This is a genomic window from Stutzerimonas decontaminans (genome assembly GCF_000661915.1).
GTDB lineage: Bacteria > Pseudomonadota > Gammaproteobacteria > Pseudomonadales > Pseudomonadaceae > Stutzerimonas > Stutzerimonas decontaminans.
This window is the reverse complement of sequence record NZ_CP007509.1, coordinates 403,171-424,259: the sequence shown is the minus strand read 5'-3', so window position 1 is coordinate 424,259 and position 21,089 is coordinate 403,171. Positions and strand designations below refer to the sequence as shown.

19 protein-coding genes are annotated in these 21,089 nt (G+C 64.2%); 5 read left to right on the top strand and 14 right to left on the bottom strand.

Annotated features, from left to right (window positions below; all coding sequences use genetic code 11):
- Positions 1 to 111 precede the first annotated feature (111 nt).
- Positions 112 to 759 carry a peptide-methionine (S)-S-oxide reductase MsrA gene (gene msrA, locus UIB01_RS01940; protein ID WP_038656358.1) on the top strand — a complete coding sequence of 216 codons (648 nt, stop codon included), beginning with the start codon at positions 112 to 114 and terminating at the stop codon, positions 757 to 759.
- Positions 760 to 1,171: 412 nt separating this feature from the next.
- On the opposite strand, the gene UIB01_RS01935 is transcribed toward msrA, so the two are convergent.
- From UIB01_RS01935 to bioB, 9 genes are all read right to left on the bottom strand, one after another.
- Positions 1,172 to 2,950, bottom strand: a complete 1,779-nt coding sequence (locus UIB01_RS01935; protein ID WP_038656356.1) for an acyl-CoA dehydrogenase C-terminal domain-containing protein — start codon at positions 2,948 to 2,950, stop codon at positions 1,172 to 1,174.
- Positions 2,951 to 3,089: 139 nt separating this feature from the next.
- The gene (locus UIB01_RS01930; protein ID WP_038656354.1) at positions 3,090 to 4,379 is read right to left on the bottom strand and encodes a GGDEF domain-containing protein; all 1,290 of its coding nucleotides are present in this window, start codon (positions 4,377 to 4,379) and stop codon (positions 3,090 to 3,092) included.
- A 161-nt stretch (positions 4,380 to 4,540) separates the two neighbouring features.
- Positions 4,541 to 6,346: a phenylacyl-CoA dehydrogenase gene (locus tag UIB01_RS01925; RefSeq protein WP_038656352.1), complete on the bottom strand. Its 1,806-nt coding sequence runs from the start codon at positions 6,344 to 6,346 to the stop codon at positions 4,541 to 4,543.
- 378 nt (positions 6,347 to 6,724) lie between these two features.
- Positions 6,725 to 6,973, bottom strand: a complete 249-nt coding sequence (locus UIB01_RS01920; RefSeq protein ID WP_038665316.1) for a hypothetical protein — start codon at positions 6,971 to 6,973, stop codon at positions 6,725 to 6,727.
- A gap of 96 nt (positions 6,974 to 7,069) precedes the next feature.
- A complete protein-coding gene (bioD, locus tag UIB01_RS01915; protein ID WP_038656350.1) occupies positions 7,070 to 7,744 on the bottom strand; it encodes a dethiobiotin synthase in 675 nt (224 codons plus the stop codon).
- 1 nt (position 7,745) lies between these two features.
- The gene (gene bioC, locus UIB01_RS01910; protein ID WP_038656348.1) at positions 7,746 to 8,561 is read right to left on the bottom strand and encodes a malonyl-ACP O-methyltransferase BioC; all 816 of its coding nucleotides are present in this window, start codon (positions 8,559 to 8,561) and stop codon (positions 7,746 to 7,748) included.
- Positions 8,554 to 9,279: an alpha/beta fold hydrolase gene (locus UIB01_RS01905; RefSeq protein ID WP_038656346.1), complete on the bottom strand. Its 726-nt coding sequence runs from the start codon at positions 9,277 to 9,279 to the stop codon at positions 8,554 to 8,556. The genes bioC and UIB01_RS01905 overlap by 8 nt, the downstream gene beginning before the upstream one ends.
- Positions 9,272 to 10,450, bottom strand: coding sequence for an 8-amino-7-oxononanoate synthase (bioF, locus tag UIB01_RS01900; RefSeq protein ID WP_038656344.1), 1,179 nt, complete (start codon positions 10,448 to 10,450; stop codon positions 9,272 to 9,274). Before bioF ends, UIB01_RS01905 begins: the two co-directional genes overlap by 8 nt.
- A 115-nt stretch (positions 10,451 to 10,565) precedes the next feature.
- Positions 10,566 to 11,621 (bottom strand): biotin synthase BioB, encoded by a 1,056-nt coding sequence (gene bioB, locus UIB01_RS01895; protein WP_015275415.1) that lies wholly within the window; start codon positions 11,619 to 11,621, stop codon positions 10,566 to 10,568.
- A gap of 93 nt (positions 11,622 to 11,714) precedes the next feature.
- On the opposite strand from bioB, the gene UIB01_RS01890 reads away from it, so the two are divergent.
- Both UIB01_RS01890 and UIB01_RS01885 read left to right on the top strand, forming a co-directional pair.
- On the top strand, positions 11,715 to 12,419 hold the full coding sequence (locus tag UIB01_RS01890; protein ID WP_038656342.1) for a ComFC family protein: 705 nt from the start codon (positions 11,715 to 11,717) through the stop codon (positions 12,417 to 12,419).
- 71 nt (positions 12,420 to 12,490) lie between these two features.
- Complete coding sequence (locus tag UIB01_RS01885) at positions 12,491 to 13,465, top strand: serine/threonine protein kinase (RefSeq protein ID WP_038656340.1); 975 nt, start codon at positions 12,491 to 12,493, stop codon at positions 13,463 to 13,465.
- A gap of 143 nt (positions 13,466 to 13,608) precedes the next feature.
- Here the strand turns inward: UIB01_RS01885 and UIB01_RS01880 are convergent, their stop codons facing one another.
- A complete protein-coding gene (locus UIB01_RS01880; protein ID WP_038656338.1) occupies positions 13,609 to 14,448 on the bottom strand; it encodes a 23S rRNA (adenine(2030)-N(6))-methyltransferase RlmJ in 840 nt (279 codons plus the stop codon).
- Positions 14,449 to 14,583: 135 nt separating this feature from the next.
- Here UIB01_RS01880 and UIB01_RS01875 point away from each other — a divergent pair, with 135 nt between their 5' ends.
- Positions 14,584 to 15,627: an NAD(P)H-dependent flavin oxidoreductase gene (locus UIB01_RS01875; protein WP_038656336.1), complete on the top strand. Its 1,044-nt coding sequence runs from the start codon at positions 14,584 to 14,586 to the stop codon at positions 15,625 to 15,627.
- Positions 15,628 to 15,709: 82 nt separating this feature from the next.
- A complete protein-coding gene (locus tag UIB01_RS01870) occupies positions 15,710 to 16,243 on the top strand; it encodes a sterol desaturase family protein (RefSeq protein ID WP_038656334.1) in 534 nt (177 codons plus the stop codon).
- Here UIB01_RS01870 and UIB01_RS01865 read toward each other — a convergent pair.
- From UIB01_RS01865 to UIB01_RS01850, 4 genes are read right to left on the bottom strand one after another with little or no spacing between them, the layout of a single operon-like run.
- Positions 16,203 to 17,129, bottom strand: a complete 927-nt coding sequence (locus UIB01_RS01865) for a phytoene/squalene synthase family protein (RefSeq protein ID WP_038656332.1) — start codon at positions 17,127 to 17,129, stop codon at positions 16,203 to 16,205. The genes UIB01_RS01870 and UIB01_RS01865 overlap by 41 nt on opposite strands.
- Positions 17,126 to 18,631, bottom strand: coding sequence for a phytoene desaturase (locus UIB01_RS01860; protein ID WP_038656330.1), 1,506 nt, complete (start codon positions 18,629 to 18,631; stop codon positions 17,126 to 17,128). The genes UIB01_RS01865 and UIB01_RS01860 overlap by 4 nt, the downstream gene beginning before the upstream one ends.
- Entirely contained in the window at positions 18,628 to 19,797 is a 1,170-nt protein-coding gene (gene crtY, locus UIB01_RS01855) for a lycopene beta-cyclase CrtY (protein ID WP_102856651.1), read from the bottom strand. Before crtY ends, UIB01_RS01860 begins: the two co-directional genes overlap by 4 nt.
- Positions 19,787 to 21,073, bottom strand: coding sequence for a glycosyltransferase (locus tag UIB01_RS01850; protein ID WP_038656326.1), 1,287 nt, complete (start codon positions 21,071 to 21,073; stop codon positions 19,787 to 19,789). Before UIB01_RS01850 ends, crtY begins: the two co-directional genes overlap by 11 nt.
- Positions 21,074 to 21,089: the final 16 nt, after the last annotated feature.

The following is a 21,089-nucleotide window of genomic DNA, read 5'->3' as shown; positions in this document are numbered from 1 at the left end:
CAGCCAAGCGCTTTTGCCAAGTTCGGCGACGCGTGGTCGTTGCCAAGCTTTCGCTGTTACTCGCGCTTTTGTAGCCTAGCTTGCCAGCCCGCTAAACCGATCGAGGCAAACATGTCGCTACGCTCGCAGATACTGGTCAACAAACAGGCGCTGCCGACTGCCGAGCAGGCCCTGCCCGGCCGCTCGACGCCCATGTCGGTCCCGCCTGCCCACTATGTAAACGGCAACCCATTGCAGCCGCCTTTTCCCGCCGGATTTTCCCAAGCCATATTCGCCATGGGCTGCTTCTGGGGAGCAGAACGCCGGTTCTGGGAGTTACCGGGCGTGTGGACCACAGCCGTAGGCTATGCCGGAGGCCTGACGCCGAACCCGACGTACGATGAAGTCTGTTCCGGGCTCACCGGACATACGGAGGCGGTACTGGTGGTCTTCGATCCGCAGCAGATCGACTACAGCACACTGTTGCGCGTTTTCTGGGAAGCGCACAACCCGACCCAAGGGATGCGGCAAGGCAACGATGTCGGCAGCCAGTATCGTTCGGCGATCTATTGCATGGATGCGCAGCAACGCAGCGAGGCAGAGGCGAGTCGTGAACGTTTCCAGCAGCGGCTGAGCGCAGCGGGTTTTCCGGCCATCACCACCGAGATCGACGACGCGCCGCCGTTCTACTACGCAGAGGCTTACCACCAGCAGTATCTGGCAAAGAATCCGGGGGGATATTGCGGGCTGGGCGGAACCGGCGTGTGCCTGCCGAATTGATGCTTTAGGAAGACGGACTAAGCCAGAGGCGCCAGAAGGCCATTTGAATGGCTAATGGCTGGAGGAGGACTAAGCAGAAAAGAAAAACCCCGCCGAAGCGGGGCTCTGCAGACTGAATCCTGACATCCATGATCGCGCGCCATCCTGGCACCGCTCCCTGTGTGGTCCGTATTGTTGATTCGCGCTTTCCATGCGCCACGTCCCTATCCAGTAGATTACTGCCTGCCCTTGCGGACCTGTAGTAGCCATTGTGCATCACGCCTTGTAAGCCTTTTCCTACACCGCGTCATCCGTGATGCAGAACTGTAAGTCCAAGCTTACATTGCGCGGTTTTTATGACCGAAGGGGCGACTTAATCGTTCCGCATCATGGCCAAATAATTTCATATTGCCTTTAGATTAAGCCGCGCCGCTTAGAACTGCGTCGCGTCGAGCAGGTACAGCGACTCGCTGCCAGCTTTCACCGAAGCGCTCAGCGAATGAATTCGCGGAAGCAATCGCGCGAAATAGAAGCGCGCGGTACCGAGCTTGCTCTGGTAGAAGTCTCCCTCCTCCCGCTTGGCAAACGCGACTGCGGCCATGCGCGCCCACATATAGGCGTAGGCGGTGTAGCCGAACACATGCAGGTATTCCACCGAGGCGGCGCCGATTTCGTTCGGGTTGGCCTTGGCCTGATCGATAACCCAGGCGGTCAGCTCGTCCAGATTGTCCATTGCGGCCTTGAGCGGCTCGGCAAACTCCGCCAGCTCAGGATTGGCATCGGCAATGAACGCACGGATCTCGTCGACGAAGGCCTGATACATGGTGCCACCACTGCCGACGATCTTGCGCCCGACCAGGTCCAGCGCCTGAATGCCGTTAGTACCCTCGTAGATTTGGGTAATGCGGCAGTCACGCACCAGCTGCTCCTGCCCCCACTCACGGATGAAGCCATGGCCGCCGAAGATCTGCTGGCCATGTACCGTGGTTTCCAGACCCATATCGGTGAGGAAGGCCTTGGCTACCGGTGTCAGCAGCGCGACCTGAGCCTCGGCGCGCTGCCGGGCCTCGTCGTCATCGCTGAACTTGGCGATGTCGAGCTGCAGCGCGACATAACTGGAGAACGCCCGGCCGCCCTCGTTCAGTGCCTTCATGGTCAGCAGCATACGACGCACGTCGGGATGCACGATGATCGGATCGGCCGCCTTGTCCTGAGCCACAGGCCCGGTTGGTGCGCGACTCTGGATACGATCGCGGGCGTACTCGATGGCGCTCTGATAGGAACGCTCGCCAGTCGACAGGCCCTGGATGCCGACACCCAGACGCTCGTAGTTCATCATGGTGAACATCGCAGCCAGGCCCTTGTTCGGCTCGCCGACCATCCAGCCGGTGGCACCGTCAAAGTTCATCACACAGGTCGCCGAGGCCTGGATACCCATTTTGTGCTCGATGGAACCGCAGGACAGCGAGTTGCGCTCACCCAGCGTGCCGTCCTCGTTGACCATTACCTTGGGCACCAGGAACAACGAGATGCCGCGAGAGCCAGCCGGGGCGTCCGGCAGCTTAGCCAGCACCAGATGGATGATGTTCTCGGTCAGGTCGTGCTCGCCGCCGGTGATGAAGATCTTGGTCCCGCTGACTTTGTAGGAGCCGTCTGCCTGAGGCTCGGCCTTGGTGCGGATAATGCCCAGATCAGTCCCGGCATGAGGTTCGGTCAGACACATGGAACCGGACCAGACACCGGCATACATGTTCGGCAGGTACTTCTGCTTGAGCTCCTCGCTGGCGTGGGCGTAGATCGACAGGCAGGCGCCGGACGTCAGCATCGGATAGAGGCCGAATGCCAGGCTGGCGGAGTTCATCATCTCCTCGACCTGAGCCGAGATGACCTTGGGCATGCCCATGCCGCCAAATGCCGGATCGCCACCGACGCCGACCCAGCCGCCCTCGGCGTACAACTGGTAAGCCTCGCGGTAACCGGCAGGAGTAGAAACCGCCCCGGCGTCCCAGCGGCAGCCTTCTTCATCACCGCTGCGGTTCAGCGGCGCGATGCTATTGGCGGTGATCTTGCCAGCTTCCTCGAGAATTGCATCGGCCGTCTCGGCATCGACCACCTCCGCCAGCGCTGGCAGCGACTGCCAGAGTTTCGGCGCGTCGAAGACTTCATTCAGGACAAAACGCATGTCGCGCAGCGGCGCTTGGTAGTCGGCCATGGCAAGGTTCCTCGCAAGACACTGGGTTGCGGCCACTATGGGCCGTTTCCAGCGAGTCTAACCGAATAACCAGGACAGGATTAAGCGTCTTTTTATGACCAGATAGTTTTTACCGGTCACTATCAATACCACTGCAACCCTAACGCGAATGCTCGGCCATACGCACCGCACCGCGGCCGCTGCCGTGCACTCGCAGACAGTTTCTGCCTGCTTTTTTGGCACTGTACAGCGCCTGGTCGGCGGCCTTGATCACCTCCTCCGGGCTGCGCTGCTCCCCTTGTCGCTCAGCCACCCCGATACTGATGGTCACCGAGACCTGTTTCGCCGACGCTGCTCCTCGAGCCATACGGCCGCGACGATCATCCTTCGGTCGATTGTCTGCGTCACGCAGTTGCAGCGCATAGCTCTCCACCGACTGACGTACCGCCTCCAGATGCGGCAGACATTCTTCGATACTGCGCCCGGGGAAAACCAGGGTGAACTCCTCACCCCCGTAGCGATATGCACGCCCACCGCCCCCTATCTTGCGCAGCCGGCTGGCGACCATCTTCAGCACCTGATCGCCGACATCGTGGCCGTGGGTATCGTTGAAGCTCTTGAAGTGGTCCACGTCGGCCATCGCCAGCACGTACTGCCGCCCCAGACGCTGCAGCCGCTCGTTCAACGCACGCCGCCCAGGCAGGCCAGTCAGCTCGTCACGAAAGGCCATGAGATAAGCCTCATGGGCGATCGCCACCACCAGCATCAGCAACACATGGCTACTTAGAATGTTCAGCGCGGCATGGCGACTGAATGTTTGCGGCAACATCAGCAGGAGGCCGAGCAGCGCAATGATCTGCGCCGCGTGGGACGGCCTCGGTTGGCGCAGGTACTGGACGATCAGTAACACTAGCGCCACGAGGAACGCCGGGTACGCCAGCTGGATGAGCTGCAGCCAATCGGCCTGCAAGGCGGGCCAGCGAATCAACACCAACCAGGCATGTAGCGCTTCCGGAAAGCGCCTTGCCAACGCCACGGCGACGACACCTACGGCAAACAGCACGGCGGCGCGCGCCAGCCCATCCTGGGCAAGGTGGCTGCGCTCACGCCACACGCCGTACAGGCCATAGAGCAGCGGTAGCAGCAGGCTGCAAAGGTGGAAAGTCAGTGCGGCATCGTCCAGCAGTGTGCCGTGTGCACGGTAGTGATCAGCGTGGGTGTCGAGGAGGAAATAAGCGAGGTAAACGCAGAGCAGCAGAAAGGACTCGCGGATGCGACCGTACATGACGCAAAGCGCTCCGCCGAGCAGCAGCAGAACGGTCGGCAGCACGTTATAAAGCGAAGTGAAGAACTCGTTCAGGGCGACCTGACGCGCAACGACCTCGCCGCCGAGCAACAGGGCCAATGGCGCAAGAAAGTGGCTGAAGCGAGGCGGGACGGTACGCGACACGGCGACTCCGGCGTGCTGCCGACAAAGGCTAGCATTTTGCCTTCTCGCTCACCGTTATGCAGCCGAAAAACCGGCGAATATGCAGCAATATCGGTACAACTGCATGGGCCGCGCATAAAAAAGCCGCTGCAGAGCAGCGGCTTTTCGACAACTTCAACCCGTCAGTAGCCGAGCGCGAAATCTTCCTCTGCCATTTCCATCAGGTTATCGGCACCGGACATCATGGCATCGACATGCATACGGGTGCGCGGCAGGATGCGCTGGAAGTAGAAGCGCGCGGTCTGCAGCTTGGCCTTGTAGAACGCCTCGTCAGAGGTGCCTGCAGCCAGTTTCTCGGCAGCAACCCGTGCCATGTCAGCCCAGAAGTAGGCCAGGCAGGCGTAGCCGGAATACATGCAGTAATCGACCGACGCCGCACCGACCATTTCGCGGTCCTTCATGGCAGCCATGCCGATCTTCATGGTCAGCTCGCCCCACTCCTTGTTCAGCTGACTCAAGGGGGCCACGAACTCCTTGATGGCGTCATTGCCTTCCTGGCTCTGGCAGAACTTGTGCACGATCTTGGTGAAGGACTTCAGCGCTTCGCCCTGAGTCATCAGCACCTTGCGGCCCAACAGATCCAGCGCTTGGATACCGGTGGTGCCCTCATACAGCATGGAGATACGAGCATCGCGCACGTTCTGTTCCATGCCCCACTCGGCGATGAAGCCGTGACCACCGTAGATCTGTACGCCATGGTTGGCCGCTTCGAAACCCACTTCGGTCATGAACGCCTTGGCGATCGGCGTGAGGAAGGCCAGCAGCGTGTCGGCTTGCTTCTTCTGCTCTTCGTCCTGGCTGTTCTTGACGATGTCGACCTGTTTGGCGGTGAAGTAGACCATCGCGCGATTGCCTTCGGCGAACGCTTTCATGGTCAACAGCATGCGGCGCACGTCAGGATGCACGATGATCGGGTCGGCTGGTTTCTCAGGCGCCTTCGGACCAGTCAGCGCACGCATCTGCAGGCGCTCGCGGGCGTACTTGATGCCACCCTGGAAGCCGATTTCGGCATGCGCCAGGCCCTGCAGCGCAGTACCCAGGCGCGCCGTGTTCATGAAGGTGAACATCGCGTTCAGGCCCTTGTTCGGCGGCCCGATCAGGAAGCCAGTGGCGCCGTCGAAGTTCATCACGCAGGTCGCGTTGCCGTGAATACCCATCTTGTGTTCCAGCGAGCCACAGTTCACACCGTTGCGCTCGCCCTTCTCGCCTTCGGCGTTCGGCAGGAACTTGGGCACGATGAACAGGGAGATGCCCTTGGTGCCAGCCGGAGCATCGGGCAGGCGAGCCAATACGATGTGGACGATGTTCTCGGCCATGTCGTGCTCACCGGAGGAGATGAAGATCTTGGTGCCGTTCAGCTTGTAACTGCCGTCGGCCTGCGGCTCCGCCTTGGTGCGCAGCATGCCCAGATCGGTACCGCAGTGCGGCTCGGTCAGGCACATGGTGCCGGTCCACTGACCAGACACGAGCTTGCTCAGGTAGGTGTGCTTCTGATCGTCGGTGCCGTGGGTAGCGATGGTGTTCATGCAGCCATGGGACAGGCCGGGGTACATACCCCAGGACCAGTTGGCCTGGCCGATCATCTCGCTGATCGCCAGACCGAGAGACTCGGGCAGTCCCTGACCGCCGTGCTCGACATCATGGGCCAGGCTCGGCCAGCCGCCCGCCACGTACTGCTCGTAAGCTTCCTTGAAACCGGTCGGTGTCTTCACGCCCGACTCGCTCCAGGTGCAGCCTTCGATGTCACCAACGCGGTTCAGCGGAGCGAGGACCTGCTCACAGAACTTCGCGCCTTCATCGAGAATCGCATTGACCATGTCCGGGGTGGCGTCTTCACATCCCGGAAGGCTCTGGTAGTGCGCCTCGTAGCCGAGCAGCTCATCACGTACGAAGCGGATATCGCGCAAGGGGGCCTTGTAGTCGGGCATAGCGTAAACCTCAGCGGTGAGTTCTTGTTACAAGCTGACCGGAGCGACCCAGCCATTGGAATTCGATTTCGACCGTCGGACAACTAGCCCGAAGGGTCAAACAGGCGTTTGAAACATACGTTTCGACCTGATCGATGTCAAGCAGGGGAAAATTCTCCATTCGACAGCCGTAGCTACCCCGCCTCCTCCAGATGCAGCACCGGAGCAGGCAATGGACGCTGGGTAAAAGGCTGCAGAAATGAGCTGTTGCAAAAGCGCGTGCGTGAGCAGTTGCCCGCCGCAATGGCACTAGGAGATCAGTCAGGAGAGAAACGCAGTGGGTCGAACGATACGACCAACGGCGGGGAGAAGCAGGAAGAGCGGATCAGGGCCGAGGAATCAGGCCTGGGTATCGATCAGCGTGCCAAGCACTTCATCAGCACTCTGAATCACACGGGCACCCACCTTGGCGCTGTGCTCGCCAACTTTCAGCTGAATTAGCTGCTCGGTGATATCTGCAACCGCTTGGGAATTATCAGGCATGGGCTTACTAGCGGACGCGATAGCCGAGGCAGCCTGATCAACGCGCTGCTGGCCACTCTGGAAGGCGCTAAGACCGGCACTCAAAATACTATTGGTAATCTGCATGGTGCCTCCGAAAGCCATCAGGTTGCCAGCATTCAAGCAGATGCCGGCCGCCACCGCAAGGCGCTAGCTGTCGGCATCCGTTGTTCACGCCGAGTGCTACATGGGTAAAGCGAGGTACTGCGCAACCTGCGGCGCTGTTGGCTCAGCGAGGCGCGGCACTCGGCCGAGGCAGGGTGCCGGTAGCAGCTCAGCAAGCGTGGCGAGGTTTTCTTCCAGGCGCGAAGTGGCAGGGTCGACGATATTCGCCACCCAGCCGGCCAGCACCAGTCCATCACGGGCGATCGCTTCCGCACTGAGCAGCGCGTGATTGATACAACCCAAGCGCACCCCGACCACCAGAATGACCGGCAATCCCAGCGCCGCGGGCAATGCCGACAGATACTCACTCCCGTTCAGCGGTACCCGCCAGCCGCCCGCGCCCTCCACCAGAGTGAAGTCGGCCTGCCGCGCCAGTACCGGCTGCACGGCCTGAACCAGACGAGCGACGGTCAGCTCGAGCCCGGCTTCGCGCGCAGCGATGTGCGGAGCAATAGCCGGTTCGAAGGCGAACGGGTTGACCGTCGCATAATCAAGAGCAAGGCTGCACTCGGCCAGCAGCGCCAGCGCATCGCTGTTACGCAAGCCCTGATCGGTCAGCTCGCAGCCGGAGGCAACCGGCTTTACCGCTGCGGTAGAAAGCCCTGCCGATCGAGCCACATGCAGCAAGCCAGCGGCGACGGTGGTCTTGCCGACGTCGGTATCGGTACCGGCGATGAAGAAAGAGCGGGCCATCTCATGAGTCCTTGCGCAGAACGCCATAGACCACCTGATAGGTGGCCGGCAGGCCCGCGGGCTGACGGAAACCTTCGTAGGCATCGACCAGCGCGCGGATGCGTGCTCGCCCGGTCAGTCCGCCGGGGCGACCGGGGTTGAGGTTGTGCGCACCGAGCGCCTTGAGTTCATGGGTCAGCTGGCGCAGATCGGGGAAATGCAGCACTTCGGGGCGCACTTCGAGGCTCACCAATCTCAGACAGCAGTCGCTACACAGTGCCTGGTAGGCCTCCAGCGAGCGGAAGCGATTGACGTGAGCGAAGCCATCCACCGCCTGCCAGCTATCCCGCAGTTCCTGCAGGGTTCCGCTGCACAGGCTGCTGAAGGCGAAGGTGCCGCCCGGACGCAGCACCCGCCGCGCTTCGCTCAGCACGCCTGCGAAATCCTCGCACCATTGCAGCGCCAGGCTCGAATAGATCAGGTCAACGCTGCCATCACGCAGCGGTAGCCGCTCGGCGTCGCCGGTCACGAAATGCCGTGCACCGCCCTGCGGCCGCGCATGCCGCAGCATGCCCTCGGCGATATCCAGCGCCAGGCCATCGGCATCCGGAAAAGCCGTGGCCAGAGCTCGAGAGAAGTAGCCGGTGCCGCTGCCGAGATCGAGCCAGCGGCCAGGTTGCCGAGTAGAGGGCAGACGGGCCAGCAATTGCTTGCCGACCTGTCGCTGCAGCGCGGCGACGCTGTCGTAGCTGGCCGCAGCGCGGGAAAACGATGCCGCGACCTGACGCTTGTCCGGCAACTGCTTGGGCGGGCGTTCGCTGAGTGACGCTTCAGTCATCCTCGCCCTCACCCATGAAGGCCAACATCGCCGTCGCCACGTCGTCGGCCCGCTCCAGCGGCAACCCATGGCTGGCGCTGGCCAACACATCGACTTCCACATCCGGCAGGCAGGCCAGCAGCGCCTCGGCGGCAGCCGCAGGGACCAGCGCATCGCTGCCCGCGAACAGGTGCAACTGTGGGCCGACGTAACGCTGCAGCGATTCACGCCCGTCAAGCTCGGCAAGCAAGCGCAGACCGGCTGCCGACGCTGCCTGAGGCTGATCGAGCAGACTGACCTGCAGCTGCCGCGCCAGTGTGCGCGGATCGTAGGCACCACGACTGCAAAGCAGGCTGAAGCGCTTGAGCGTATCCTCCGGCCCGAGCTGGAACGCCGCTTCGAACGCATCGAAGACTTCGGCGGGCATGGCCGTCGGCCAGTCGTCACGGCTGCGGAAGCAGGGATTGCTGCAGAGGGTGATCAACCCAGGACAGCTGTCGCCACGCCGCGCGGCCAACTGCGTCGCCAGCATGCCGCCCAGCGACCAGCCCGCCAGCCAGCTATCGAGGGGCAGCCGAGCATCCAGCTCGTCGAGCCAGGCGTCCGGTCGCTCCAGTGTAGGCAGTGGAGCGATTTCGACATGCAGCCGTGGCTCGCGATCACGCAGCAGTTCGGCCAGCGGTTCAAGGGCAGCCGAGCTGAACGCCCAGCCCGGCAGAAGGATCAGTCGATCACGCATCGTCGCTCTCCTTGGGCAACAAGGCCCAGCACTCGGCTAGCGCCTCCAGCAGGCGCTCCAGCTGCGCATCGCTATGCGCCGCGGTGAAAGTGATCCGCAGCCGCGCGCTGCCGGCCGGAACGGTCGGCGGGCGAATAGCACCGACCAGGATGCCGCGCTCGCGCAGCAATGCCGACAGCCTTAGCGCCCGTTCGCTGCTGCCCACCAGCACCGGCTGGATCGGCGTCGGACTGTCAATCAGCGTCAGGCCGATGTGTGTCGCACCCTCACGAAAACGCGCGACCAGCCTGTTCAGATGCTCTCGACGCCAGCCTTCGCTGCGCAGCAGCTCCAGGCTTTTAAGTGTGGCACAGGCTACCGCCGGCGGCTGGCTGGTGGTGTAGATGTAGGGCCGGGCGAACTGGATCAGCGTTTCGATCAGTTCCTCGCTGCCGGCGACAAAGGCTCCCGCGGTGCCGAAAGCCTTGCCCAGCGTACCGACCAGCACCGGGACGTCATCCATGCCCAGGCCGAACTGCTCGACGATGCCGCCACCCGTTGCGCCCAGCGGGCCGAAGCCATGGGCATCGTCGACCATCACCCAGGCGCCGCGCTGCTTCGCTGTGGCGCAGATCGCCGGCAGGTCGGCGAGATCGCCGTCCATGCTGAACACGCCATCGGTCACCACCAGGGTATTGCCGCTGGCCTTCTCTAGGCGCTTGGCGAGGCTTTCGGCGTCGTTGTGCAGGTAGCGCGAGAAGCGCGCGCCGGAGAGCAGACCGGCGTCGAGCAGGGAAGCGTGATTGAGGCGATCCTCCAGCACCGTATCGCCCTGCCCGACCAGCGCCGTCACCGCGGCCAGATTCGCCATATAGCCGGTGGAAAACAGCAGCGCCCGTGGTCGCCCAGTAAATTCGGCGAGCGCTTCTTCGAGCTGATGATGCGGCGTGCTGTGGCCGATCACCAGATGCGAGGCACCGCCGCCCACGCCCCAGGTCGCGGCGCCCTGCTGCATGGCTGCGATCACCTCGGGATGGCTGGCCAGGCCCAGATAGTCGTTGGAACAGAACGCCAACAGACGCAACCCATCAACCAGCATTTCCGGCTGCTGCGGCGACTCCAGCAAAGGACGTTGGCGATAGAGGTGGGCAGCGCGACGCTCGGCGAGACGGGCGGAGAGATCGAAGCTCATGGGTGCACCGACAGACGGTGGATGACCGCAAACAGGTCACCCAGCCTACGAGGGGGTTGGACTGGCAACAGGCGGATGAAGCGCGCCGCCGATGCGGCGCCCATCCACCAGATCATCAGACCGCGGCGTTATAGAACAGCTTGCTGTCGCGCTGCTCGATCAATGCCTGCTCGATGGCCGCCTGATGCACTTCGTCGGCGTGCTCGTGGCGCTCTTCCGGCTTGATACCCAGGCGTGCGAACAGCTGCATGTCCTTGTCCGCCTGCGGATTGGCGGTGGTCAGCAGTTTCTCGCCGTAGAAGATCGAGTTGGCGCCGGCGAAGAAGGCCAGCGCCTGCATCTGCTCGTTCATCTGCTCGCGTCCGGCGGACAAGCGCACATGGGATTTCGGCATCATGATCCGCGCCACGGCGAGCATGCGGATGAAGTCGAACGGATCGACGTCCTGCTCTTCGGCCAGCGGCGTGCCCTTGACCTTGACCAGCATGTTGATCGGCACCGACTCGGGATGCTCAGGCAGGTTGGCCAGCTGGATCAGCAGGCCGGCGCGATCGTCCAGCGACTCGCCCATGCCGAGGATGCCGCCGGAGCAGATCTTCATCCCCGCCTCGCGCACGTAGCTCAGCGTTTCCAGACGCTCGCCGTAAGTGCGGGTGGTAATGATGTTGCCGTAGTACTCCGGCGAGGTGTCGAGGTTGTGGTTGTAGTAATCCAGCCCCGCTGCGGCCAGCGCCTTGGTCTGCTCCTGATCGAGCTTGCCGAGGGTCATGCAGGTTTCCAGACCCATCGCCTTCACACCCTCGACCATCTTCAGCACGTAGGGCATGTCCTTGGCGGACGGATGCTTCCAGGCCGCGCCCATGCAGAAACGCGTCGAGCCGATGGCCTTGGCTTCGGCCGCCGCCTCCAGCACCTTCTGCACTTCCATCAGCTTTTCTTTATCCAGGCCAGTGTTGTAGTGGCCGGACTGCGGGCAGTACTTGCAGTCTTCCGGGCAAGCGCCGGTCTTGATCGACAACAGCGTGGAAACCTGCACGCGGTTGGCATCGAAGTGCTGACGGTGCACGGTCTGCGCCTGGAACAGCAGATCGTTGAAGGGTTGCTCGAAGAGCGCCTTGACCTCGGCAAGGGTCCAATCGTGACGCGTTACGGAAGCGGAGGTGGCGCTCATGGGCATTCCTTGTAATTAATAGCGGCTCGGCGGCCTGGCACGGATGCGGAATGGTTAGCCAAGCCCGATACGCTGTCAACCAGGAATGGAATCATGGTTTACAACTGGTCAATTAATAAACAATTCTGTTTGCTGTGTGATGAGCCTTGCGAAGGCCATCCACTGTGTATTCCGTGTGAAGCGGAGCTGCCCTGGCTCGATGGCCAGTGCGCGGTCTGCGCCGTGCCGCTGCCGACCCATGGACTGATCTGCGGCGAATGCCAGAAGCGGTCGCCCAGCTACGATCACGTTGAAGTGCCCTGGCGCTTTGCCTTTCCCGTCGACACGCTGATTACCCGCTTCAAGCATCAGGCGCGCTGGCCGTTTGGGCGATTGCTTGGCGAGCGGCTGGGGCTGCATCTGCAGCACGCCTTCACCGACGGGCTGCCGCAGCCGGACCTTCTTGTACCCGTGCCGCTGGCACGCCGTCGCCTGCGCCAGCGCGGCTTCAATCAGGCGCAAATGCTCGCGCAGTGGCTGGGCAGCGCGCTGAAACTGCCGGTCGGTGAGCGCCTGCTGGAACGGGTCGTCGATACGCCTCCGCAACAGCAACTCGACGCCGCCACCCGACGGCGCAATCTGCGTCAGGCGTTCCGCGTCGCCCATGACGCCAATATCGAAGGCCGCCATCTGGCGTTGATCGACGACGTACTGACCACCGGTGCGACCGCCGAGGCGCTGGCGCGACTGCTCAAACGTGCGGGTGCTGTGCGAGTGGACGTCTATTGCCTGGCCCGCACGCCCAAGCCAGGCGACTGATCGCGGCGGACGCGCGGTTGTTTAAAAGCCCGGGTGCAATACACTGAACGGTCTATCCTGCGGAGCCGGTCATGTCTCATCCCTTCGATACACTCACGCCGGACCTGGTCCTCGACGCTGTGGAAAGCATCGGTTATCTCAGCGATGCCCGCGTGCTGGCGCTCAACAGCTACGAGAACCGCGTCTATCAGGTGGGCATCGAAGACGAAACGCCGCTGATCGCCAAGTTCTATCGCCCTGGCCGCTGGAGCAACGAGGCGATTCTGGAAGAACACCAGTTCAGTCAGGAGCTGGCCGAACATGAAGTGCCGGTGGTGGCGCCGCTGCAGCGTAACGGCACGACCCTCTTCGAGCACGCGGGCTTCCGCTTCGCGCTCTTTCCACGCCGCGGTGGTCGCGCGCCGGAGCCGGGCAATCTCGACCAGCTCTATCGTCTCGGCCAGCTGCTGGGGCGCATGCATGCGATAGGTGCAAACCGGCCGTTCGAGCATCGCGAAACCCTGGGTGTACAGAATTTCGGCCACGACTCGCTGAATAGCTTGCTGGAAGGCGGCTTCGTGCCCAAAAGCCTGCTGCCGGCCTACGAGTCGGTGGCGCGCGATCTGCTCAAGCGGGTCCAAGACGTCTTCGCCAGCACCAACTTCACCCCGATCCGCCTGCATGGCGATTGCCACCCGGGCAACATCCTCGCCCGCGACGATGCCTTTCATCTGGTCGATCTCGATGATTGCCGCATGGGCCCATCGGTGCAGGACCTGTGGATGATGCTCGCCGGCGAGCGCCATGAACGTCTTGGTCAGCTGGCCGAATTGGTGGACGGCTACAACGAATTCCATGATTTCGCCCCCCGCGAGCTGCCGCTGATCGAGGCACTGCGCGCGCTGCGGCTGATGCACTACAGCGCCTGGCTCGCCCGCCGCTGGGACGATCCGGCCTTTCCGATGAGCTTTCCCTGGTTCGGCAGCGAGCGCTACTGGGGCGACCAGGTGCTGATCCTGCGCGAGCAGATTTCAGCGCTGCAGGAAGAGCCGCTCAGGTTGTTCTGAGGACGGGCAAGCGGTGCGACTGCGGACCCGTGGCGGTGGATGTGAAAAGCGACATCCACCCTACGGCTGATCACGCAGCGCAGGGCGGATCGCGCTTTATCGATCCACCGGGTGGCGGTCCACCGTGTGTCGATCTCCGCGGCTCAAGCCTCTTCGATCAGCCAGTCCAGCCGCCAGCTGCCCTGGCTCTGCGCCAGCTGCTCGGCCAGCCAGGGCAACAACTCACGCAGCTCTTCCTCCAGCCCCCACGGCGGGTTGACGATAGCCAGACCGGAACCGCTCAGGCGGCTGGCGTCGTCGGCGGGGTGGACGAACAGCTCGGCACGCAGCAGTTTCGGTGCTCCGCTGCGCGCCAGGTCCTGATAGAAACGTTTGAGCTGGCGCTCGTCCTTGATCGGATACCAGATCACGCCGATGGTCTGGCGCATGCGCCCGAGCGCTTCCTTGATTGCCGTCACACAGCGGCTCAGCTCGTCGGCCTGCTCGAACGGCGGGTCGATCAACAGCACCACGCGCTTTTCCTGCGTCGGCATCAGCGCCCGCGGCACGAACCAGCCCTCGCCGCGGTGCACCGCCACGCGGCGGTCGCCGGCCATGTTGTCCTTGAGCAGGGCGCCATCCTCGGGATGCTTCTCGTTGAGCTGCAGGCGATCCTGCTCGCGGGTCAGCTGCCGCGCCAGCTCCGGCGAGCCCGGGTAGTAGCGCAGCGCCCCATCAGGGTTCAACTCACGAATTACGCCGAGGTAGTCATCGAGTAGCGCCGGCTGCGCCTCGGCCTGCCAGATGCGCGCGATGCCCTGCAGCCACTCGCCGGTACGGCTGGCCTGGTCGCCCGCCAGGTCGTAGAGACCGACACCGGCGTGGCTGTCGAGGTAGGCGAACGGCGCCTCCTTGCGCGACAGCAGGGCGAAGATCCGGCTCAACACCAGGTGTTTGAGCACATCGGCGTGGTTGCCGGCATGGAAGGCGTGGCGGTAGTTCATCTGATCCTCCTCGAGAGCCGCGCAGTTTACCCGTCCGCCTTGCGCCGCGCAGGTCCGGCATGACCAGCGTCGTTTTCCCCGGCCACCGACTAGGGCTACAGTGGCGCCCCACGACGACTGAACGGAGCTGACCTCATGGACCTGCGTGATCTTTTCGGCATCGAGCATCCCATCATCCAGGCACCCATGGCCGGTGCGCAGAATCACCTGCTGGCCGCCGCGGTCTGCGAAGCCGGCGGGCTGGGTTCGATCCCGGCCGGCATGCTCAACGCCGAGGCGCTGGACGCCGAGCTGACCGCCATCGAGGCGCTGACCGACCGTCCCTACAACGTCAACTTCTTCTGCCACCAGACGCCGGCCGTCGACCCGACGGCCTTCGACACCTGGCATCGGATGCTCGCACCCATGTTCGCCGAGTTCGACATCGACCCGGCGAGCATTCCGGTCGGCGCCACTCGCCAGCCTTTCGATGCAGCGATGGCCGAGGTACTGGAGCGGCACAAGCCGGCGCTGGTCAGCTTCCACTTCGGCTTGCCGACGCCCGACCTACTCCAACGCGCCCGAGGCACCGGAGCAAAGATCGCCTCCAGCGCAACGACGGTCGCCGAAGGCCTCTGGCTGCAGCAGCACGGCGTCGATCTGGTGATCGCCCAGGGCCTGGAAGCCGGCGGACACCGTGGCATCTTTCTCAGCGAGGACCTGACCACCCAGCTCGGCACCTTCGCCCTGCTGCCGCAGCTCACTGCTGCGCTGGACGTGCCGGTGATCGCCGCCGGCGGCATTGCCGATGCCGGGGGCGTGACGGCAGCGCAAACCCTCGGTGCGGCTGGCGTGCAACTGGGCACGGCCTACCTGCTGTGCCCGGAGAGCCGCACCAATGCGCTGCATCGCGCCGCGCTGAAGAGCCCGCACGCAGCGCATACCGCGCTGACCACCCTGTTCAGCGGGCGCCCCGCCCGCGGTATCGTCAACCGCATCATGCGCGAACTGGGTCCGCTGCCCGAAGGCGTGCCGCCCTTCCCGCTGGCGGGTAACGCCATCGGCGCGCTGCGCGCCCAGGCCGAGAAGCAGGGCCTGGATCACTGCACGCCGCTGTGGGCCGGGCAGAACGTCAGCGGCTGCCGGGAGATCCCGGCCGGCCAGCTGACGCGTGAACTTGCGGCCAGCTGGCGGGCCTGAGTCATTACGCAGTCCGTCGCGGCGAGCCCTGAGCCGCCGCGACGGCGCGTAGAATCGACCGCACGTCACACGGAATCCCGCCATGAGTCCACTGACCAATACGCTCGTCTTCCTGGCCACCCTGGCCGGCATGGAAGTCTTTGCCTGGTGGGCACACAAGTACGTGATGCACGGCTGGGGTTGGGGCTGGCACAAGTCGCACCACGAGCCACGCAGCGGCTGGTTCGAGAAGAACGACCTGTATGCGGTGGTGTTCGCTGGCGTGGCGATTCTGCTGATCGCCCTCGGCACCGCCGGTTATCACCCGCTGGAATGGATCGGCGCCGGGATGACGGCTTACGGCTTTCTCTATTTCGTCGCCCACGACGGCCTGGTCCATCACCGCTGGCCGCTGCGCTACGTGCCGCGCAACGGCTATCTCAAGCGGCTGTATCAGGCGCACCGTCTGCACCATGCGGTCGAAGGCAAGGAGCGCTGCGTATCCTTCGGTTTTCTCTACGCGCCGCCGCTGCCGGTGCTCAAGCGCCAGCTGCGCGAGCTGCACGACGGGCCGTTGCGCAAGCACCAGGGTGCATCTAGCGAGGACGCCTCCAAAGACCGTCAGGACGCGGCCTGACCTGCATCCGCCGCGAGGCCAGCGCCAGCACCCCGCCACCCAGCAGGAACTGCAGCTTCTGCCCTTTGCTGGTCGACACCCGCGCATCCCAGGCCGCCGCGCCGCGCGCTTTCACCTCGACGCCAATCTGCCGATAGACGCCATGGGCCGTGGCAATCGACCAGGCCGAGCGCAGCGGCAGATCGCGCAGGCCCTGCGACGCCGAGCGATAGTAGGGCTCGGCCAGATCCACCAGCCGCGCCGCCAGCGTCGCCAACGCGGCACGATGCCCAGGCAGTGCGATTTCATCTTCGGGAATGCCCACTTCAGCCAGCCACTCGGCCGGCAGGTAGACGCGGCCGATCTGCGCATCCTCGACGATATCGCGGGCAATGTTGGTCAGCTGAAAGGCCAAGCCCAGATCACAGGCGCGATCCAGCGTCGGCTCCGCTTCGGCGCCCATCACCCGCGCCATCATCAGCCCTACCACGCCGGCAACGCGGTAGCAATACAACAAGGTGTCGTCGAGGGTCTGGTAGCGGTAGCCCTGCACATCCATTCGAAAACCCGCCAGATGCTCAAGCGGATAGGCCTTGGGAATCCGATGGCGCTGGATCACCTGCTGAAAGGCGGCGAACGCCGGATCGGCCATCGGCTCGCCGGCATAGGCGCGCTCGGTGAGATCGACCAGCTCGGCCAGCCGCGCCTCACCGCTGTTGCGATCGCCCTCGACCTGGCTATGCCCCAGCGTCTGACCGTCGATCACATCGTCGCAATGACGGCACCAGGCGTAGAGCATCACCGCGCTCTGGCGGGTGCGCTCGTCGAACAGCTTTGCCGCCGCGGCGAAGCTCTTGGAGCCGACATTGATCGCCTGGGTCGACTGGTCGATTACCCGGTCGTTCATCCGGCCTGCTCCTTCAATATGAAGTCCTCCAGCATCAGCCCGGCGGTGGCCTTGGCCGAACCGACGACCCCCGGCACGCCGGCACCGGGGTGAGTGCCGGCGCCGACGATATAGAGGTTGGGGATCACGTCGTCGCGGTTGTGCGGGCGGAACCAGGCGCTCTGGGTAAGGATCGGCTCCAGCGAAAACGCCGAGCCAAGATGGGCGTTGAGCTCGTCGCGAAAATCCTGCGGCGTGAAGATCCGGTGGGTCACTAGATCGCCGCGCAGCCCCGGCATGTAGTGCCGTTCCAGGTATTCGAAGATGCGATCGCGGTACTTCGGCCCCTCCTCCGCCCAATCGATATCTGCCGTGCCCAGGTGTGGCACCGGCGCCAGCACGTAGTGGCTGGCACAGCCTTCCGGCGCCAGCGAGGGATCGGTTACACAGGGCGCATGCAAGTAGAGGGAGAAATCATCGGCCAGGGTCTCACGCTTGAAGATCTCGTCGATCAGCTCACGGTAGCGCGGCCCGAAACACACCGTGTGGTGTTGCAGGTGCTCATGGCGGCGCTTGAGGCCGAAATGGATGACGAACAGCGACATCGAGAAACGCTTGCCGGAGAGCCGTTTGGCCTCGTCGCGACCACGCGCCTCATGCCCAAGCAGCTGTTTGTAGGTGTTGACCACATCGGCGTTGGAGGCCACCGCATCGGTATCGAAGCGACGCCCGTCACCCGTGATCACGGCCTTCACGCGGCCTCCCGCCAGTTCGATCCGCGCCACCTCGGCGTTCAGCTCCAGCTTGCCGCCCAGATCCTCGAACAGCCGGACCATGCCCTGCACCAGCGCCCCGGTGCCCCCGCGCGGAAACCACACACCACCCTGGCGCTCCAGCGCGTGGATCAGCGCGTAGATCGAGGAAGTCTCGAACGGGTTGCCGCCGACCAGCAGCGAGTGAAAGGAGAGCGCCTGGCGCAGCCGATCGTTCTCCACGAATTTGGCCACCATGCTGTAGACGTTGCGCCAGGCCTGCAGCTTCGCCAGCTGCGGGGCGACGCCGATCATGCTGCGAAACGACAGGAAGGGCACGGTGCCGAGCTTGACGTAGCCCTCCTCGTACACCGCGCGCGAATAGGCGAGAAAACGCTGATAGCCGGCGACGTCACGGGGGTTGAGCGCATGGATCTGCCGATCCAGCTGGGCCTGGTCGTTGACGTAGTCGAAGCTGTAACCGTCCTCCCAGCACAGCCGGTAGAAGGGGCTGACCGGCAGCAGCTCGACGTAGTCAGCCATGCGCTTGCCGGCGCCGCTGAAGAGCTCTTCCAGCGCTGGCGGATCGGTGATCACCGTCGGGCCGGCATCAAAGGTGAAGCCCTGGTCGTGATAGACGTAGGCGCGGCCACCCGGCTTGTCGCGCTTCTCCAGCAGCGTGGTCTGGATGCCGGCGCGCTGCAGGCGGATGGCCAACGCCAGCCCGCCGAAGCCGGCGCCGATCACCACCGCTCGTTTAGCTTGGTTCATCGGTAATCCTTGCGATGCAGATCATGGGCGGCAAGTGCGCGCAGCGCCTCACCGAGCGGAACAGGAGGCTTGCCCGAGACGATGCGCAAGCGGTCGCGGGTGGTCAGATTGGCCGCGTAGAAGCGCTGGATCAGCGGTTCGCGCAAGCGGTAAAAACGTTGCATCACCGCCCAGCGGCGATCCGCCGGACCGGCCATGAACAGCATGCGATTGAGCAGTCGGAAGAAGCCGCGCTGGCGCCACTGCGCCAACGAGTAATCGCGGATCGCCTCGAACAGGCTGGAGGCATCCCAGCGATCCAGAGCGATCAGGTGATCGGCCAGACGCACCGCGTCGGGCAGTGAGTAGCCGGTGGTGGGATGAAACAGCGCCGCGGCCAGCCCCGTCTGCGGCACGCCGCGCGCCTCCTCCCAGAACGCCGGCAGATCACCGGAAAGCACGATGGGCAGCACGCCCTGCTCCTCGCGCAGCAGCTCGGCGATAGTCCAGCCGCGGTCCTGAGCATAGCGTTCGATATTGGCGCGCAATGTCTCGGGCGCCACCGTGTCACCGTCTGCGTAGTAGGTGTCTTCGATCAGCAGGCTGTCGGCGCTGAGCGGCAGTACGTAGACGAAGCGATAACCGTCGTGCTGGGCGACGCTGGCGTCCATGATGATCGGCTCGCGCAGGCCGTGCGGCTGCTGCAGCCGCACCTCCTGGCCGAGGAACTTCTGAAAGCCTAGGGCCAGCTGATCGGTCCCGCGCACGCCACGGCCGTCGATCACGGCGCCGGCCTGCAGGATGTCCCCCGAAGCCAGACGCACCCTTTGTGGCTCCACGCTGGCAACGGTGGTGCGCAAACGCACGCCATCGCTCAGTTCGGGCATCAGGTACTGGTGAAAGCGCTCCGAGAAGATGCTCGCGTAACCGCTGTCCAGCCTTCGCTGCAGTTCGGGAAAGATCACTTCATAGCCGGGCCAGCGCTTGCCGACCATAGGTTCCAGCCAGCGCTGCTGAGCCGGCGTCAGGTCATGCTCATGAAAAGACCAGGTGTGATTGCCGCCCAGGGTGTCACCCTGCTCCAGCACCAGCAGGCGCAGATCGGGGCGCTGCTGACGCAGGCGCAGGGCCAGAAGGCCGTTGGCCAGCCCGCCGCCAACCAGGATCAGGTCCGCATCAAGCGCCACTCGCCACCTCCAGCCGTTGCCCATCGGTCCCGAGCGCCGCCTCGATCAGGTCGGCGGCACGCACCACACCGCCAGCCTCACGCACTTCCGCCCCGAGCTGCGCCGCCCGCTGACGAAACTCACCTTCGCTCAACAGCCGCTGCAATGCGTGGCTGATCCGCGCCGGGCTCGCCAGCCATGGCTGTAGCCGCAGCCCGACACCGGCGTGTTCGATACGCGCTGCGACACCCGGCTGATCGAAGGCAATCGGCAGCGCCAGCATCGGCACACCGGCCTCCAGCGCATCGAGCACGGTGTTCAGTCCGGCGTGGGTGACGACCGCCGAGGCCCTGGCCAATGCCGCGCGCTGTGGTGCGAAGTCGGTGACCCAATGCGCGCCCTCCTCGCGTAGCCGCGCCGCTTGTACAGCATTTAGCCCGCCGCAATGGGCGACCAACAGCTGTACGCCGAGCGGCTTGCAGGCGCGGGCGATATTGCGCAGCAGCCCGTAGCGATGCCCCTGCAAGGTGCCCAGCGAGGCGAAGACGAACGGCCGCGCCGGGTCGATCAGCAGGTTCAGCTCGGCTTCGCTTTCCAGCGGCCGCCGCAACGGCCCGACGCCATGAAAATTCGCCGGAAGCTGGCGGCGCGGAAAGTCGAAGCCAGGCACCGTCTGGCTGATCTGCAGCAGCGGCGACAGGCAGTCGCTCAGGGTCGAGCGCGGCGCCAGGCCGAACGCCTGGCAGTAGTGTTGGATCACCTCGGCATGAGGCCGCATCAGGCGGTCGTAGACCCGACTGCTGTGCAGATTGAGCTGCTCGCCCCGGTCGGTCGCCCGGTAGCGCCAGGGCATCACCGGCAACGGCACCAGCGGCTCGCGGTTGAACGGCAAGGCGCAGGCGGTGGAAACGAACGGCAAGCCAAGATGCTCGGCCACCAGCGCGCCCGCTGGCTCCATCTGATCAGCCAGCACGGCGTCGACCTGCAGCGAACGCAGCACGCCCGGCGCCTCGCGACAGAACAATGCGGTACTCGCCGCCATGTCGGCGATGACCCGGCGGATGCCGAACGGCCCCGGTTGCGCGGCGCGGCGGACCACCGCAGCCAAAGTGCCCGTCGGATGGGAATCGGCGCCGATGGCGGCAAATCCTGCGTCGGGCAGCTCCAGCAGCGCGGCGACATCGGCCTGCTGAACGAAGGTGACGCGATGACCACGCTGCGTCAGCTGCCAGGCAATGGCTTCGAAGGCGCGCAGATGGCTGAGAAAAGGCGGGGCGATTGCCGCGAAATGGGTCATCTGGCGGCTCCGCCCG

Excerpts from the sequence above, each read along its gene's own strand:
- msrA (WP_038656358.1), top strand. The coding sequence starts at position 112 with ATGTCGCTACGCTCGCAGATACTGGTCAACAAACAGGCGCTGCCGACT.
- UIB01_RS01935 (WP_038656356.1), bottom strand. The coding sequence starts at position 2,950 with ATGGCCGACTACCAAGCGCCGCTGCGCGACATGCGTTTTGTCCTGAAT.
- UIB01_RS01925 (WP_038656352.1), bottom strand. The coding sequence starts at position 6,346 with ATGCCCGACTACAAGGCCCCCTTGCGCGATATCCGCTTCGTACGTGAT.
- UIB01_RS01920 (WP_038665316.1), bottom strand. The coding sequence starts at position 6,973 with ATGCAGATTACCAATAGTATTTTGAGTGCCGGTCTTAGCGCCTTCCAG.
- bioD (WP_038656350.1), bottom strand. The coding sequence starts at position 7,744 with ATGGCCCGCTCTTTCTTCATCGCCGGTACCGATACCGACGTCGGCAAG.
- bioC (WP_038656348.1), bottom strand. The coding sequence starts at position 8,561 with ATGACTGAAGCGTCACTCAGCGAACGCCCGCCCAAGCAGTTGCCGGAC.
- UIB01_RS01905 (WP_038656346.1), bottom strand. The coding sequence starts at position 9,279 with ATGCGTGATCGACTGATCCTTCTGCCGGGCTGGGCGTTCAGCTCGGCT.
- bioF (WP_038656344.1), bottom strand. The coding sequence starts at position 10,450 with ATGAGCTTCGATCTCTCCGCCCGTCTCGCCGAGCGTCGCGCTGCCCAC.
- bioB (WP_015275415.1), bottom strand. The coding sequence starts at position 11,621 with ATGAGCGCCACCTCCGCTTCCGTAACGCGTCACGATTGGACCCTTGCC.
- UIB01_RS01890 (WP_038656342.1), top strand. The coding sequence starts at position 11,715 with ATGGTTTACAACTGGTCAATTAATAAACAATTCTGTTTGCTGTGTGAT.
- UIB01_RS01885 (WP_038656340.1), top strand. The coding sequence starts at position 12,491 with ATGTCTCATCCCTTCGATACACTCACGCCGGACCTGGTCCTCGACGCT.
- UIB01_RS01880 (WP_038656338.1), bottom strand. The coding sequence starts at position 14,448 with ATGAACTACCGCCACGCCTTCCATGCCGGCAACCACGCCGATGTGCTC.
- UIB01_RS01875 (WP_038656336.1), top strand. The coding sequence starts at position 14,584 with ATGGACCTGCGTGATCTTTTCGGCATCGAGCATCCCATCATCCAGGCA.
- UIB01_RS01870 (WP_038656334.1), top strand. The coding sequence starts at position 15,710 with ATGAGTCCACTGACCAATACGCTCGTCTTCCTGGCCACCCTGGCCGGC.
- UIB01_RS01865 (WP_038656332.1), bottom strand. The coding sequence starts at position 17,129 with ATGAACGACCGGGTAATCGACCAGTCGACCCAGGCGATCAATGTCGGC.
- UIB01_RS01860 (WP_038656330.1), bottom strand. The coding sequence starts at position 18,631 with ATGAACCAAGCTAAACGAGCGGTGGTGATCGGCGCCGGCTTCGGCGGG.
- UIB01_RS01850 (WP_038656326.1), bottom strand. The coding sequence starts at position 21,073 with ATGACCCATTTCGCGGCAATCGCCCCGCCTTTTCTCAGCCATCTGCGC.